The sequence below is a fragment of the uncultured Tateyamaria sp. genome, from assembly GCF_947503465.1.
Classification (GTDB): Bacteria; Pseudomonadota; Alphaproteobacteria; order Rhodobacterales; family Rhodobacteraceae; genus Tateyamaria.
Window position 1 is genome coordinate 77938 of sequence record NZ_CANNDN010000002.1, and the last position, 13373, is coordinate 91310.

Annotated in this window: 19 protein-coding genes; 11 read left to right on the top strand and 8 right to left on the bottom strand. The window is 61.4% G+C overall.

Translation table 11 applies throughout. The features are described from left to right. Window positions 1–33 precede the first annotated feature (33 nt). From Q0844_RS12885 to Q0844_RS12895, 3 genes are read left to right on the top strand one after another with little or no spacing between them, the layout of a single operon-like run. Entirely contained in the window at window positions 34–894 is an 861-nt protein-coding gene (locus tag Q0844_RS12885) for a DUF692 domain-containing protein (protein ID WP_299045451.1), read from the top strand. A 5-nt stretch (window positions 895–899) separates the two neighbouring features. Further along, window positions 900–1658: a DNA-binding domain-containing protein gene (locus tag Q0844_RS12890; RefSeq protein WP_299045453.1), complete on the top strand. Its 759-nt coding sequence runs from the start codon at window positions 900–902 to the stop codon at window positions 1656–1658. A 4-nt stretch (window positions 1659–1662) separates the two neighbouring features. Next, window positions 1663–2226: a DoxX family protein gene (locus Q0844_RS12895; protein ID WP_299045455.1), complete on the top strand. Its 564-nt coding sequence runs from the start codon at window positions 1663–1665 to the stop codon at window positions 2224–2226. Here the strand turns inward: Q0844_RS12895 and Q0844_RS12900 are convergent. Next, window positions 2223–2540: an ArsC/Spx/MgsR family protein gene (locus Q0844_RS12900; protein ID WP_299045457.1), complete on the bottom strand. Its 318-nt coding sequence runs from the start codon at window positions 2538–2540 to the stop codon at window positions 2223–2225. The genes Q0844_RS12895 and Q0844_RS12900 overlap by 4 nt on opposite strands. A 186-nt stretch (window positions 2541–2726) precedes the next feature. Between Q0844_RS12900 and Q0844_RS12905 the strand changes: the two genes are divergently transcribed. Beyond that, window positions 2727–2933 carry a cold-shock protein gene (locus Q0844_RS12905; protein ID WP_299045459.1) on the top strand — a complete coding sequence of 69 codons (207 nt, stop codon included), beginning with the start codon at window positions 2727–2729 and terminating at the stop codon, window positions 2931–2933. Window positions 2934–3001: 68 nt separating this feature from the next. Here Q0844_RS12905 and Q0844_RS12910 read toward each other — a convergent pair whose 3' ends face one another. Then, on the bottom strand, window positions 3002–3298 hold the full coding sequence (locus Q0844_RS12910) for a hypothetical protein (RefSeq protein WP_299045461.1): 297 nt from the start codon (window positions 3296–3298) through the stop codon (window positions 3002–3004). A gap of 169 nt (window positions 3299–3467) precedes the next feature. On the opposite strand from Q0844_RS12910, the gene Q0844_RS12915 reads away from it, so the two are divergent. Beyond that, window positions 3468–3707 carry a hypothetical protein gene (locus tag Q0844_RS12915; protein ID WP_299045463.1) on the top strand — a complete coding sequence of 80 codons (240 nt, stop codon included), beginning with the start codon at window positions 3468–3470 and terminating at the stop codon, window positions 3705–3707. Here Q0844_RS12915 and Q0844_RS12920 read toward each other — a convergent pair. From Q0844_RS12920 to thyX, 3 genes are all read right to left on the bottom strand, one after another. After that, window positions 3704–3982 carry a hypothetical protein gene (locus tag Q0844_RS12920; protein WP_299045465.1) on the bottom strand — a complete coding sequence of 93 codons (279 nt, stop codon included), beginning with the start codon at window positions 3980–3982 and terminating at the stop codon, window positions 3704–3706. The two genes, Q0844_RS12915 and Q0844_RS12920, sit on opposite strands and share 4 nt — an antisense overlap. A gap of 794 nt (window positions 3983–4776) precedes the next feature. Continuing rightward, a complete protein-coding gene (locus Q0844_RS12925) occupies window positions 4777–5460 on the bottom strand; it encodes a hypothetical protein (protein WP_299045467.1) in 684 nt (227 codons plus the stop codon). Next, complete coding sequence (gene thyX, locus Q0844_RS12930; protein ID WP_299045470.1) at window positions 5450–6361, bottom strand: FAD-dependent thymidylate synthase; 912 nt, start codon at window positions 6359–6361, stop codon at window positions 5450–5452. The genes Q0844_RS12925 and thyX overlap by 11 nt, the downstream gene beginning before the upstream one ends. A 209-nt stretch (window positions 6362–6570) precedes the next feature. On the opposite strand from thyX, the gene Q0844_RS12935 reads away from it, so the two are divergent. The 5 genes from Q0844_RS12935 (at window position 6571) to Q0844_RS12955 (ending at window position 10819) form a co-directional block, all read left to right on the top strand. Continuing rightward, entirely contained in the window at window positions 6571–7506 is a 936-nt protein-coding gene (locus Q0844_RS12935; protein ID WP_299045472.1) for a hypothetical protein, read from the top strand. Beyond that, entirely contained in the window at window positions 7499–8881 is a 1383-nt protein-coding gene (locus Q0844_RS12940; RefSeq protein WP_299045474.1) for a tetratricopeptide repeat protein, read from the top strand. The genes Q0844_RS12935 and Q0844_RS12940 overlap by 8 nt, the downstream gene beginning before the upstream one ends. Before the next feature lie 62 nt (window positions 8882–8943). Continuing rightward, entirely contained in the window at window positions 8944–9372 is a 429-nt protein-coding gene (locus Q0844_RS12945) for a VOC family protein (RefSeq protein WP_299045476.1), read from the top strand. Then, entirely contained in the window at window positions 9366–10070 is a 705-nt protein-coding gene (locus Q0844_RS12950) for a DUF1194 domain-containing protein (RefSeq protein ID WP_299045478.1), read from the top strand. Before Q0844_RS12945 ends, Q0844_RS12950 begins: the two co-directional genes overlap by 7 nt. Continuing rightward, window positions 10067–10819, top strand: a complete 753-nt coding sequence (locus Q0844_RS12955; protein WP_299045480.1) for a DUF1194 domain-containing protein — start codon at window positions 10067–10069, stop codon at window positions 10817–10819. Before Q0844_RS12950 ends, Q0844_RS12955 begins: the two co-directional genes overlap by 4 nt. A gap of 3 nt (window positions 10820–10822) precedes the next feature. On the opposite strand, the gene Q0844_RS12960 is transcribed toward Q0844_RS12955, so the two are convergent. The 3 genes from Q0844_RS12960 to Q0844_RS12970 form a co-directional block, all read right to left on the bottom strand. Next, window positions 10823–11308: a winged helix DNA-binding protein gene (locus Q0844_RS12960; protein ID WP_299045484.1), complete on the bottom strand. Its 486-nt coding sequence runs from the start codon at window positions 11306–11308 to the stop codon at window positions 10823–10825. Window positions 11309–11423: 115 nt separating this feature from the next. Next, entirely contained in the window at window positions 11424–11690 is a 267-nt protein-coding gene (locus Q0844_RS12965) for a succinate dehydrogenase assembly factor 2 (protein ID WP_299045487.1), read from the bottom strand. Further along, window positions 11683–12081 (bottom strand): helix-turn-helix domain-containing protein, encoded by a 399-nt coding sequence (locus Q0844_RS12970; protein ID WP_299045489.1) that lies wholly within the window; start codon window positions 12079–12081, stop codon window positions 11683–11685. The genes Q0844_RS12965 and Q0844_RS12970 overlap by 8 nt, the downstream gene beginning before the upstream one ends. Window positions 12082–12169: 88 nt before the next feature. Between Q0844_RS12970 and Q0844_RS12975 the strand changes: the two genes are divergently transcribed. Further along, on the top strand, window positions 12170–13372 hold the full coding sequence (locus tag Q0844_RS12975) for a pyridoxal phosphate-dependent aminotransferase (RefSeq protein ID WP_299045490.1): 1203 nt from the start codon (window positions 12170–12172) through the stop codon (window positions 13370–13372). Window position 13373: the final 1 nt, after the last annotated feature.

The window sequence follows — 13373 nt, forward strand, 5'->3', positions numbered from 1 at the left end:
TTCCGTTTGATCCCGCCCCAAGGAGGTTTTGACATGCTGGATGCGACCCTGACCCCGCCCCGCCTGCCTGCCGCACCGGGTGTCGGATACAAGGCCCAGCATTTTTCAGACCTGCGCGCCGCACCCGGCCCGGTCAAGTGGTTGGAAATTCACGCAGAAAACTATATGGGCGACGGAGGCCGCCCGCATGCACAGCTGCGCGCGCTGCGCGAGGATTTTCGCGTGTCCGTGCATGGTGTCGGTCTGTCGATTGGCGGTGAAGGCCGTCTTGATCCCGACCATCTTGCCCGGCTGAAACATCTGGTCGGCTGGCTTGAGCCCGACAGCTTTTCCGAGCACTTGGCCTGGTCCACCCATGGCGCCGAGTTCCTGGATGACCTGTTGCCCCTGCCCTATACCGACGCGACCCTGATCCGCGTTGCGGATCACATCGACACGGTGCAGGACGTTCTGGGGTGCAGGATGTTGCTGGAAAACCCGTCCAGCTATCTGGCCTTTGCAGAAAGCACGTGGTCGGAAACCGATTTTCTGGCGGAACTGGTGCGGCGCACGGGCTGTGGCCTGCTGCTGGACGTGAACAACGTGTTCATTTCGGCCACCAATCTCGGATATACGCCGCACGCGTACCTGGAGGCCTACCCCTTGTTCGCTGTTGGCGAAATCCATGTTGGCGGCCACGATGAAGACGCGGACGATCATGGCGCGCCGTTGCTGATCGACAGCCACGGACGCGAAGCGGCAGAGCCTGTCTGGACGCTGTTGGACCATGCGCTGGCCGGGTCCGGCCCCGCGCCTGTCCTGGTCGAATGGGACAATGATGTGCCTGATTGGCCGACCCTGCGCGCCGAGGCGGACCGCGCCGCGGCCGCGCTTGCGGCTGTCAACGCCGGGTGATCGGGATGGCGGCGACGCAGACAGAGTTTCGCGCGGCGCTGCTGGATCCCGAACGCCCGGTGCCGGGCGGCCTGGTCGATGGCCTTGGTCAGCCCGCAACCCGCCGCTTTGCCGTGTACCGCAACAATGTGACCGTCGCCCTGATCGAGGCGCTGCGCACCGGGTTTCCGGTGTTGTGCAAGCTGCTGGGGGATCAGAACTTTGACCAGGTGGCGCGGCTGTTTGCCCGGGCACATCCGCCGTCATCGCCCCTGATGATGCGCTATGGCGCTGAGGTGCCGACGTTTCTGGAGGGGTTCGCGCCGTTGGCGCATATCGGCTATCTGGGCGATGTGGCCCGGTTGGAACTGGCCCTGCGCCGGTCGTATCACGCGGCCGATGCGCCCCCGCTGGATCCCGCGCGTCTTGGAGCCCTGCCCCCCGCGGCCCTGATGCGCACCCGGCTGCATCTGGCCCCGGCGGTGCAAGTCGTCCCGTCGAACTGGCCGATCCATGATATCTGGCGCTACAACACGGTGCCTGACGCACCAAAGCCGCGCGCAGTTGCGCAATCGGTGCTGGTGACCCGGGCCGAATTTGACCCTGTACCGCACGTGCTGACCCCGGCCCAGTTTGCCTGGGTTTCGGCCATCCAAGACGGTGCCGCGCTGGAAGACGCCGTGGATGCGGCCGCCGCCCATGACCCCGATTTTAACCTTGCGCCCGTGCTGAGCCTGCTGGTGCAGCACAACGCCCTGACCGACCTTACCCCACCAAAGGAATGATCCCATGAACGCCCTGTCCCGTGTGCACGCAGCGATCTTTGATCCCCTCGATCGCGCAGACTGGTTGTTGCCGACGCTTGCCCGTTTCCTGTTTGCTGCCATTTTGGCCGTGTATTTCTGGGTCTCTGGTCTGACCAAGCTGGGGGATGGGGTGTTTGGCATCTTCCAGCCGTCTTTGGGGGCATATGCGCAGATCTTTCCCAAGCAAATGGAAGCGGTGGGCTATGACGTCACTCAGCTGGGCCTGTACCACTGGGCCGTCGTGACGCTGGGCACGGTGGCGGAATTCGTGCTGCCGGTGCTGATCATCGTGGGCCTGTTCACACGTCTGGCGTCGCTGGGCATGATCGGGTTCATCGTGGTGCAATCGCTCACCGATCTGAACGGCCATGACAAATGGGGCGACGGGCTGGTGCTGGGGGCGTGGTTCGACGCGCCATCCAACAGCCTGATCATGGACCAGCGCGCGCTGTGGGTGTTCCTGCTTCTGCTGCTGGTGTTCAAAGGGGCCGGACCGCTGTCGTTTGACCGTGCCCTTGCGCCGAAACCGGCCCCGGCTGTGGCCTAGGCCACGCCCAACGCGGCCTGCACATCCTTGGTCCAGCCAAGGTGCAGGCCTTCCCCGTCCGCAATCAGCGGGCGTTTCATCAGGGTCGGATGCGCAGCCAGCAGATCCTTGGGCGCGCCTTGCCGCTGGGCATCCGTCAGCCCCCGCCATGTCGTCGACCGCGTGTTGACCAGCGTGTCCCCGAACGTGGCCAAGGCCGCGTCCATCACGTCGGATGGCACCCCGGCGGCGCGCACATCGACGAATTCAGCCTGCGGCAACGCCTTGATCGCCTTGCGGCACGTGTCGCATGTTTTCAATCCGTATATTTCCATATCCACACCTCACGTTTGCGTTGAATTAAGCGGCATCCTGCGCGGAATGCATCCCCCAACCTTGATTTTCGCGCATCGAGGGCAATCTCTTGACCTAGCGGCAGCGATTGGTGCGCTGGCGCCTGAACGACCCCTGCCCGGACTTTCGGCGCGGGGGAGACTGCAAGGTAAAGGAGGCACGGGATCATGCCAACTGGCACCGTGAAGTGGTTCAACACCACGAAAGGCTACGGATTTATCGCCCCGGATGAAGGCGGCAAGGACGTTTTTGTGCACATTTCAGCGGTTGAACGGTCCGGTCTGACAGGTCTGGCCGACGACCAGAAGGTCAGTTTCGAACTGCTGGAAGGACGAGATGGACGTCAGATGGCGGGCGATCTCAAACTGCTCTGACCCCGACACATGCAAAAGCGGCGCATGACATCGCATCCTGCGCCGCTTGATCCCGGTTCAGCCCCGGTTCAGTCGAAGGTGCAGCCCTTGGTCCCCACCGGGCAGCTGCTTTGCTTGACGCGGCGCACATGCCGCTTTTTCGCAACCGAATGGGCCAGCGCCTGCTGATAGCTGATGCCCTGGTTCGGGCGACCACAACAGATGGTGCCGTCCATGGTCACGGGCTGCAGGCCGGCCGGGCAGAAATTATGCTGGCTGTGATAGGCGTAAATCTTTGGTCCGGCCTGATCCTGCGCCAGGGCCGCACCCGCCCCCAGAAGCAAAATAGCTGTTGCCGCTGCGGTTATCCCTTTTGTGAATGGCATATCTTCCCTCGTTTTCTCAACACACCACGAAATCTATGGGCACGATGCCCCTGACCTGCCCACGAGTCCAGATTTTTCACCCGATCACAGCACCGCGCGCATGATTTACTCAAATTTTGCGGATTTGTGGCTACGGTGGAAACAGTCCACAACAGCCATGGGGACCCAGATGACCGAACTGCTCCGACTGCTTGCCCTGTATTATGCCTGCGAAGTGTCTGCCGAAACCCGGTTTCCGTCGCCCAGCGAATGGGCGCGGTGCATGGGTCACTACCACGCGGTCAAGGCGCATTTCGCGGGGGATCTGACCGGGCCACGCGCGCAGATCGAAGGGTATCGGGCGTGGAAGATGTGGGAGGACGAGAACGGCGTCCTGGTTGCCCAGTTGCGCGCGCGCGCTGTCCGTTAGGTCGGATTTTCCGTTTCTTCCCAATGCTCTCCCATCGCGACGATGCAGGATGTGCCGCTGGCATAGCGCACCACCATGGCCCACCCGCCACGCGGATCCGTCCAGACTTCCATCATCTGATCGGGGCTGCGCATGCCAGAGGCGGCGCGGGCCGACCGGAACTGCTGTTCCAGCTTTTGCTGCATCTGCTTGCTGGGCGCGCAGAGAATGTCGGCGATGGGATTGGCCGAAAGGGGCGTGGCCAAAAGGGTCAATATCGCGGCGGTGCGGATCATATTTTCAACGTAACAGTTTTATGACGTCCTGTGGATAGAATTCGGCAGGCACCACCGTACGATCCGTTCACAATTTGTTTCGAATATGATGTGTCGATCAAATGGCAGCGCCCCAGATTTTGCGTTTTTGGGGATGCACACTGTGTGCACAACCTGTGCACACAGTGTGCACGGGTTTGGTGCATGGTGCGGGGGATTCCCTCTTGGACAGGTAGCGAGATGGCGGGGATGAGCACCGGTCCGGGCAAAGCCCGGCAATCGATCCGGGGGATCGTTTGAGGTGCGAACGGGCGGAGCAAGCGTCAGCGACGCTGGCGCGTTGCCCGGCAGCGTATCGCAGAGCGATGCGTGAGAGGGCCGGGAGACCTTGGCGCGCGGAGCCGGGACAGCGCCGGGACGCGGGTTGGCGCAGCGACGGGGCTGCGGCGCGGTTTATGGGTGTGATGGTAGTGAGTCTGTTGGGGCGGTGCGCTGGTGGGGATGTAGCGCCGACCCGGGTGGGGTGATTGCCGGTTCACGCAGTGGCACACGATCCGGGGGATCGTTTGAGGCAATCACGGGCGGAGCCCCGGGGCGCATTTCAAATGGGCACTTAGCCGTGACAGCGCTGGACCGCGGGCTGGCGCAGCGACAGTAATGCGGCGCGATTTATGGTTGTAGCATTGGTGAGTTTGGTGGTGCGGTGCGCTGGTGGTGAGGTAGCGCCGGCCCGGGGGGCGGTCCGGCGCTGGCACGGCGGCCTTTGGCCTTGATTCCGTGCTTGTTTAGCACCGCAATACCTTAGTTTTACTTTACTATTGTTGTAAGCCGTGTTGCACTTTTGCATTTGCAGGTAACAAACCCGCTCTCAAAAACTCCGACACACCAACTCGAAAAGGCTGCAGCCGCCAATACGCCCTCTTGGCCAAATCCAACTCGTAGTCAATTTGATTTTTTACAGCGTTTTCGATGTGGATTCCATTTCGGGCCGCAAAAAACTCCTCTATCTCAGCAGCAAGGTTCTTATCAACGAAACCTAGGCTTACTGAGGTTTTAACCTTGTCTGAAAACTTAATCTTTTGCTGAGGCGCCGACAACTCTTTCTCCGTTGCAAAAAACACTTCTGAACCCTGCTTGGTCTCGGCAACTATGGACCTTGGTAGCGTGGAAAGTTTTCGCACAGTTTTGACGGTTTGCAGTTGACGCACCTCTGGGTGCGCGGCCAGTTTCTCCCACAACATCCAACCAATAATAACTTCATAGATTGATGCGTATTGGATTACCTGAAATTTTACATGCGAATAGAGGTCTCGTTTTTCGACTGCCAATGCTTCGCCGAGTTTGTAGATATAACGCGCCGTTAGATATTCATCGACAACAGCTGAACGAATATCTACGTTCTCAATGAACGCGTAGTCTCTTTCTACGTCGGCTTTTGAAGGTACGTCTCGCCGACAATATTGCAAAATTTGCCGACGAAGCGGTCCACTAATTGGCACCAATAACCCCCATAAATTCCCGCCATTCCCCCTTGGACATGCCGGAATTCTCCTGCGTTACCACTTCCCCCTTCAACATCCGTTGGATGCACCCCAGCGCCGTCGCCGACAGTGTCGCCCCACCCATCCGATAATCCTCGAACGCCTTATACGCCGCGGGCACCCAATCCTTGACCATCTCGCAGATCGCATCCGCATAGACGCGGATTTCGTATTGCGCGTGCGCGTCCGCCCGTAGCCGCAAAAAATGAAACAGGTTGTGCAGGTCCACCTTCCAGTACCATTGGGTATAGATGTTGGCGGGCAGGTTCATGCGGGCCAGTTCGCGGGCGAGGCCCTGTTGGCCGTCCTGGCTGATCATCTCTTCGTAGTGGTCATAGCTGCGCATGGCGTCGTCGCGCAGGTAGTTCAGGACACGTTGGGCTTCTTCCCCTTGCAGCGCCTCGCCCCGGCCCTGGTTGTTGACGACCGATTGGGCGGCAAGCGCGTCGGGTTCGGGGATGTAGAATTCGCGATCCAGGATCGAGTAGCGGGCAGAGTATTCGTTCACGTTGGCCGTGCGGTGGCGGATCCACTGGCGGGCGACAAAGACGGGCAGTTTGACGTGCAGCTTGATCTCGCACATCTCGAACGGGGTCGAGTGCCAGTGGCGCATGAGGTAGCGGATCAGCCCTTCGTCATTCTGGACGGACTTGGTGCCCTTGCCATAGCTGACGCGGGCGGCCTGGCAGATGGCGGCGTCGTCGCCCATGTAGTCGATGACGCGGACAAAGCCGTGGTCGAGCACGGGGTGGGCCTTGTACAGATGCGCCTCCATCCCCGAGACGGTGGCGCGCAGGGTCTGGGTCGTCTGGCTGCGCAGCTGATCGATTTCGGCTTGCTGTTCGGGGCTGAGCGGCATGGGGCGCGTCCTTTATCCACAGAATCTGTTGGGCCCTCACCTTATCTGGGGGACCGCGACATGAGAACCACTATATAAGGGTCGTTTTTTGGCAACGGTTCACGGCGCGCGCGAAATGGTGCGCTCACGAAAGCGTTGACTTTGGGGGGGTTACGGCGCTTTGTTGACGCAAAAGAGGCAGTTCTATCAACCGCAAAGGTTATTCAGGCATGAAACGGACAATTCTGGCTTTCGCGCTTTTGGGCGGCGTTGCGGCGTGCGGTGACGGAAACCCGTTCACGTCGGATTCGGATGACGGTTTCGATGAAGCCGTCGAAGGCGCGGACCCGGCGCCCAGCACGCAATCCGCCGAGGAATTCGATGGGCTGCTGAGCCTGAATGGCGTGACCTACAATGACGGCGGAACACCAGCGGACCCGACGGACGATACCCTGTTCCTGAACAACGTCCCTTTCGACAGTTCGGACGCCACTGGCGGCGCATACACCAGGACCGGCACCTTGCCCAACGGGTTCGAGCGTTTCGAGAGCCCGGTGGCCGCCCCGCCCGACAGCAGACAGTTCTTTGCAGTCTTCCGACGCACGAGCGTTTCGCAGGTGACGGCCGTGGGCAGCGACGAATTCATCGGGCCCGGTTTCGGCGGCGCGCTGGCGCAGCGCATCGGCCCGGGCGCCGTCCCGGCGGAACGGCCCGCCGCATACATCTTTACCGGTGACTACGCGGGCATCCGCGAGACCAGCACCGACGGGGGGGCAGAGGGCCTGCAACTGGTCACGGGCGATGTGGTCATGTCGGTCGACGTGCTCGACTTTGATGTGTCGGGCGCGGTCGACGGGACGATTACGAACCGCCAGCTGTTCGATCAGGACGGCAACAGCCTTGGCACGTTGGACGATTTTGTTTCGCTTTCAACCGCGGAGATCGACTTTACCAATGCGACGATCGAAGCCAGCAACCTCTCGGTCCAATCCACAGTGACCGGCGACTCCGCAGGGTCCGGCGACTGGTCCGGCGTGTTCGCAGGCCCCAACGGGGAGGAGATCGCAGGCATCGTGGTGATCGATGGAACGCTGGATACGGATCCGACCAACGGAGCTGGCACGGTCCGGGAGACCGGAACGCTTATTGTGGTCAACAATGGCTGACAGATTCCGCAAGCTGGTGCGGTGCCGGCTTGCTGTTTTCACCATTTGGATGCTGTCGGCTCTGGCGGTCGCTGCCCAGCAGCCCAACTCGGCAGAGCTGGATATCGACACGGCCAAGAGGCTGTCGCTTGTCTTTATGGCCTATGGTCAGCACCGGGCGGCGCATGACGTGCTGACGGTGCTGGCGGCCAGGCACCCGCGTGACCCCGAAATCCTGATTACGCTGTCACGGGCAGAGCGTGCCCTTGGCCAGACGGAACAGGCCATTTCGCGCGCGCGCCAGGCTTTCGACATTGCGGAAAGTCAAGCCCATCGGCATTTGGCCGCGCGCGTGCTGGCCGAGGCGCTCGCGTCTGCGGGCAAGCACACGCGGGCGCAGCTTTGGCTGAGACGGGCGGGTCAACTGGCGCCGACGGACGCGGCCAAGGCCGCCATTCGCCGCGACTACGCCTACGTGAGGTCGCGGAACCCTTGGGCGTTTTCGGTTCGGGGCGGGATATCCCCGACCGACAATGCGAACAATGCGCCGACCAGCAACCAGATCGAGATTGGCGGCATCATTTTCGTGAATCCGGCGGCGCAGCCTATCTCGGGAACCGAGTATCATTTCGGTGGAACGGTCACATATCGTTTCCCGGCCACCGTCACCGCCCAGAAAGAAATCACCGTGGCCTATGACGGGCGACGCACGAGATTGGGGTCGGAAGCGAGTTCCATCGACCCGGGTTTGAGCAACTCGGACTTTTCCGCCGACCGGCTGACATTCGGCTGGCAGGGCAGATTTCGCCCCGCGGGTCGTCAGACGGTATCCGATATCGGCACGCGCTTGTTTTTTGACTGGAACGGTGGCAACCGGTCACAGACCGGACTTGCGCTGGAGGCCGGGCTTCGGTTCCCGTTGGGCGACCAACAGCGGCTGCGCCTTCGGGGCCGTCTGGAACATCTCGACCGGCTGGACAATGCGCTGCGAACGTCCACCACCACCGAGGTCGGGGTCGAATGGTCGTTTCCAGTTGGCGGCAAGGACTTTCTGAGGGTCGACCTCTCCGTCGCCGACTCGGCGAGCGACTCGGCAGCCGTCGCGCGCGCAACCAACCGCTTGCGCGCAACCTATGCACTGGGGCAACCGATCCTGAACGCACACATCGCGTTTTCGGCTGATTTCCGTCAATCCTTGTTTGATCGACCATTGTTCGGCCCGGAGCGCCGTGAAGACAGTGCCATCGGCCTGAGCGCGACAGCGACATTCGCTCAGATGGATGTCTTTGGCTTCGCACCGGTCGTCGAGTTGCGACGCGAACGGGTGCAGTCGAACATCAGCGCCTTCGATACGCTTGCAACCCAGCTGAGCTTTTCCTTCCGTTCAACTTACTGAACTGCACCTTTCCGTCCGGCCCCGATGTGCTAGCTTTGGCGTCGGCACAAAGGAGGACGGCCATGCCACTAACCTATCTGCACACCATGGTTCGGGTGAAAGACCTGGACGCTTCTATGGCATTTTACAAGCTGCTGGGCCTCGAAGAGACCCGCCGCCATGACAGCGAAGGCGGGCGGTTTTCCCTGATCTTCATGGCGCCCCCGGATCAGCCGGAATGCCCGATCGAGTTGACATACAACTGGGATGGCGATGATGCGTTGCCGGACGACAGCCGTCATTTTGGGCATCTCGCCTACCGCGTCGACAATATTTACGAGATGTGTCAGCACCTTATGGACAATGGGGTGACCATCAACCGCCCCCCTCGCGACGGGCACATGGCCTTTGTCCGTTCGCCTGACAACGTGTCGATCGAATTGCTGCAAGCGGGCGACAGCCTGCCCCCGGCCGAACCCTGGGCCAGCATGGAAAACACGGGCCATTGGTAAGGGCCGCGGCCCTTCTTGCCCTGTGCGTCGCCGCATCCCCTGCGGCGGCGTGCCGGTTGGCCCTGCTCTTGGCGCTGGATGTGTCTTCGTCCGTTGATGCGACCGAGGACCAGTTGCAGCGCGGGGGTCTTGTTGCGGCGCTGACCGCACCCGAAGTGCAAGCCGCGTTCTTTGCGGTAGACGCGCCCGTGGCGCTGGCCGTTTACGAATGGTCCGGCCGCTACAATCAGGAAGTCGTGCTGGACTGGACCCTGATTGACGGGCCTGCCGCCTTGCTGGACGCCGCCGAAACGGTGGCCGCCAGCAAACGGTCCCATAATGAATTTCCCACCGCCATGGGGTATGCGTTGGGCTTCGGATCGGACATGTTGACCCGCGCGCCGCGCTGTCTGTACCAGACCATCGACATGGCCGGGGACGGTCAGAACAACGAGGGATTTGGGCCGCAACTTGCCTATCGCGAATTTCCCTTTGACGAGGTGACGGTGAACGGATTGGTGGTCAATGCGGCTGAATTCACGTCCGAGACCATGTTGATCGACTTTTACAAACGCGAAGTGTTGCGCGGCCCCGGGGCGTTTCTGGAAGTGGCGCAGGGGTTCGAGGATTATGAACGCGCGATGCGGCGCAAATTGGAGCGCGAGTTGACGCCTCCGGTCATCGGCGCGCTGGACGGCGACGCGCGGCGCGGCGGATGAGCCGTGCGGCGCTGATCGGGGCCGCGCTGGCGGCCATGGTTGGCGCCGGGGCTGATGCGGCGTGCCGGCAGGCACTTGCGCTGGGCCTGGATGTGTCCGGATCGGTCGATGCGCGCGAGTACCGGTTGCAAATGGAAGGACTGGCCGCCGCACTTGACACCGGGCGGGTACGGCAGGCGCTGCTGCAGATGCCGGCCGCGCCGGTGTATCTGCTGGTCTATGAATGGAGCGGGCCGGAAGACCCGGCTGTCATTCTGCCCTGGACTGCGATCACCAACGCACCTGCGCTGGATGCCGTGATCGGACAGCTTCGGGCGACGGAACGGCGTCAGGCCAGTCCCGGTACCGCCCTGGGGCTGGCGATGCGCGAAGGGGTGACCCACCTGCAAGAACGGTCCGAGTGCTGGAAGTTGACCCTGGATTTGTCCGGGGATGGCAAGTCGAACCTCGGGATACGACCTGTGGACGTGAAGCCCGAAATCGAGCCCACCGGGATCACCGTGAATGCGCTGGTGATCGGGGCGGATGCGCCCGGCATCGGTGATCTGCGACAGGCCGAGATTTCCGGTCTGGCCGCGTATTTTCAGAACAGTGTCATCGTGGGGTCCGACAGTTTCGTGGAAACCGCGCTTGGGTTTGAGGATTACGCCGACGCCATGGCGCGCAAGCTGGAGCGTGAACTGGAAACGCTGATCCTGGGCCAAGCCCCCCTGCCCCGCCGGTCCGTGAGCGGTGCCCGGGGCCGGTAGCGGTCAGTAGATATAGCGGATCTGGTCGGTCCAGTACCGTTCCATCCGTTTCAACGACGCCGTGATGTCAATGATGCCTTCCGGGCCAAGCACGCCCTTGGATTGCAGCCCATCGGCGTGGCGCAGGAACAGGTCATTCACCACATCGCGGATCTTGCGCCCCTTGTCGGTCAGGCGCACGCGGACCGACCGGCGATCAATCTCGCAGCGTTGGTGGTGCATGTACCCCATTTCCACCAGTTTCTTCAGGTTGTAGCTGACGTTGGAGCCCTGGTAGTAGCCGCGGCTTTTCAATTCGCCTGCCGTCACCTCGTTATCGCCGATGTTGAACAGCAAAAGCGCCTGGACCGCGTTGATTTCCAGAACGCCCACGCGTTCGAATTCATCCTTGATCACGTCCAGTAACAGACGGTGCAGCCGTTCGACCAGCGACAGCGCCTCAAGGTATCCGACCATGAATCCGGCGTTGGTTGCTGTAGTGTCGGCCATGCCTGGGACCTGGCCAATTGGGTCCTGAATGCTCATCCGTCTTCTCCGACCTGATCTGCTCGGGATCAGAACATGGGCATGATTCGGAAATATTCAGTTAAATGCCTCTGGGCCCTTACTTTTCAGGCTGAAACGTGCGCGACACATCATCAACCAGCGCCGTCAGATGGTCCGGAGCGGCCTCTTGCCCCGTGACCCAACGGTACAAATCCTGGTCATTTTCGTTCAGCAGCGCGTCGTAGACGTCCAATTGTGCATCAGTCATCTGCGCAAGATGCCGTCCCGCATAGGTCGACAGGATCAGGTCCATTTCCTTGATCCCGCGTCGCATCGAGCGCATGTGCAGCCGCTTGAGCCGGTGTTCCCGCAGTTCGTCAGACATCCGCCGGGGCCTGCATCGCCGACCGCAGCCTTTTCTCAAGCCGGCCCAACTGCTCGGCACGGGCCAGCATGTCCGCCCGCATGTCGCGCACTTCGGTCAGCAGGTCGCGCATATCCGACGTCAGTTCCCCTGCATCAACGGGCGCATCAAGGCCTTCACCCTCGCCATTGATCAACCACATCATCGAGACGTTCAGCAATCCGGCCATCATCGACAGGCGGTTGGCGCGCGGCTCGCTCAGGTCGTCTTCCCACGCCTTGAGGGTCGCCAGACGCACGCCCAGCCGCTTGGCCAGCTGCTTTTGCGTCATACCCGCCGCTTCGCGCGCGCCTGCGACGCGGTCCCCGAATGTTGCTGCGTCGGCACTGTACCAGTCTTGCACGTCGTCCATTGCGTCTCTCCTTTTGGCGTGGCGCTTGATCGCGCGCGGGCCGCCGCCTATGAGGGTTTCGATACCGCCCTAGCATCCCGAGGCCAACATGACATTCCTTTCCGCGACACTCGACCGCGTCAAACCGTCCCCGACCGTCGCATTGACGGGCAAGGTCGCGGCACTGAAGGCCGAAGGCAAGGACATCATCGGCCTTGGTGCGGGCGAGCCGGATTTCGACACGCCCCAGAACATCAAGGATGCCGCCGTTGTCGCGATCGCCCTTGGCAAAACCAAATATACCCCGGTGGACGGCATTCCAGAGCTGAAGCAGGCCATTGTCGATAAATTCAAGCGCGACAATGACTTGGACTATACCACCGCGCAGGTCACGGTGGGCACAGGCGGCAAGCAGATCCTGTATAACGCCCTGATGGCGACCCTGAACGAGGGCGACGAGGTGGTGATCCCCGCCCCCTATTGGGTCAGCTACCCCGACATGGTGCTGCTGGCCGGCGGCACGCCGGTCATCGCCGAGGCGTCGCTGCAGACCGGATTCAAGCTGACAGCTGATCAGCTGGAATCAGCCATCACCGACAAGACCAAATGGTTGATCTTCAATTCGCCTTCGAACCCGACGGGCGCGGGTTACACCCGGGACGAGTTGAAAGAGATCACCGATGTTCTGATGCGCCACCCGCATGTCTGGGTGATGACGGACGACATGTACGAACACCTTGTCTATGATGATTTCAAGTTCACGACCCCGGCCCAGATCGAGCCGCGCCTGTATGACCGCACGTTGACGGTCAACGGTGTCAGCAAGGCCTATGCCATGACCGGCTGGCGCATTGGATATGCCGCGGGCCCCGAAGACCTGATCAAAGCCATGCGCAAGGTACAGTCCCAATCCACCTCGAACCCCTGTTCGGTCAGCCAGTACGCCGCGGTCGAGGCGCTGAACGGCACGCAGGATTTCATCGCCCCGAACAACGACATCTTCAAGCGCCGTCGGGATCTGGTGGTTAGCATGTTGAATGCAGCCGAGGGTATCGCCTGCCCGGTGCCTGATGGTGCCTTTTACGTATACCCGTCCATTGCGGGCTGTATCGGCAAGACATCAGCTGGCGGCACAAAGATCGTGGATGACGAGGCATTTTCATCCGCGCTTCTGGAAGAGACCGGTGTGGCGGTCGTTTTTGGTGCCGCCTTTGGGCTATCGCCGAACTTTCGCGTCAGCTACGCTACCTCCGACGAGGCCCTCGAAGAGGCCTGCACCCGCATTCAGAAGTTCTGTGCGGGGCTGACATAAA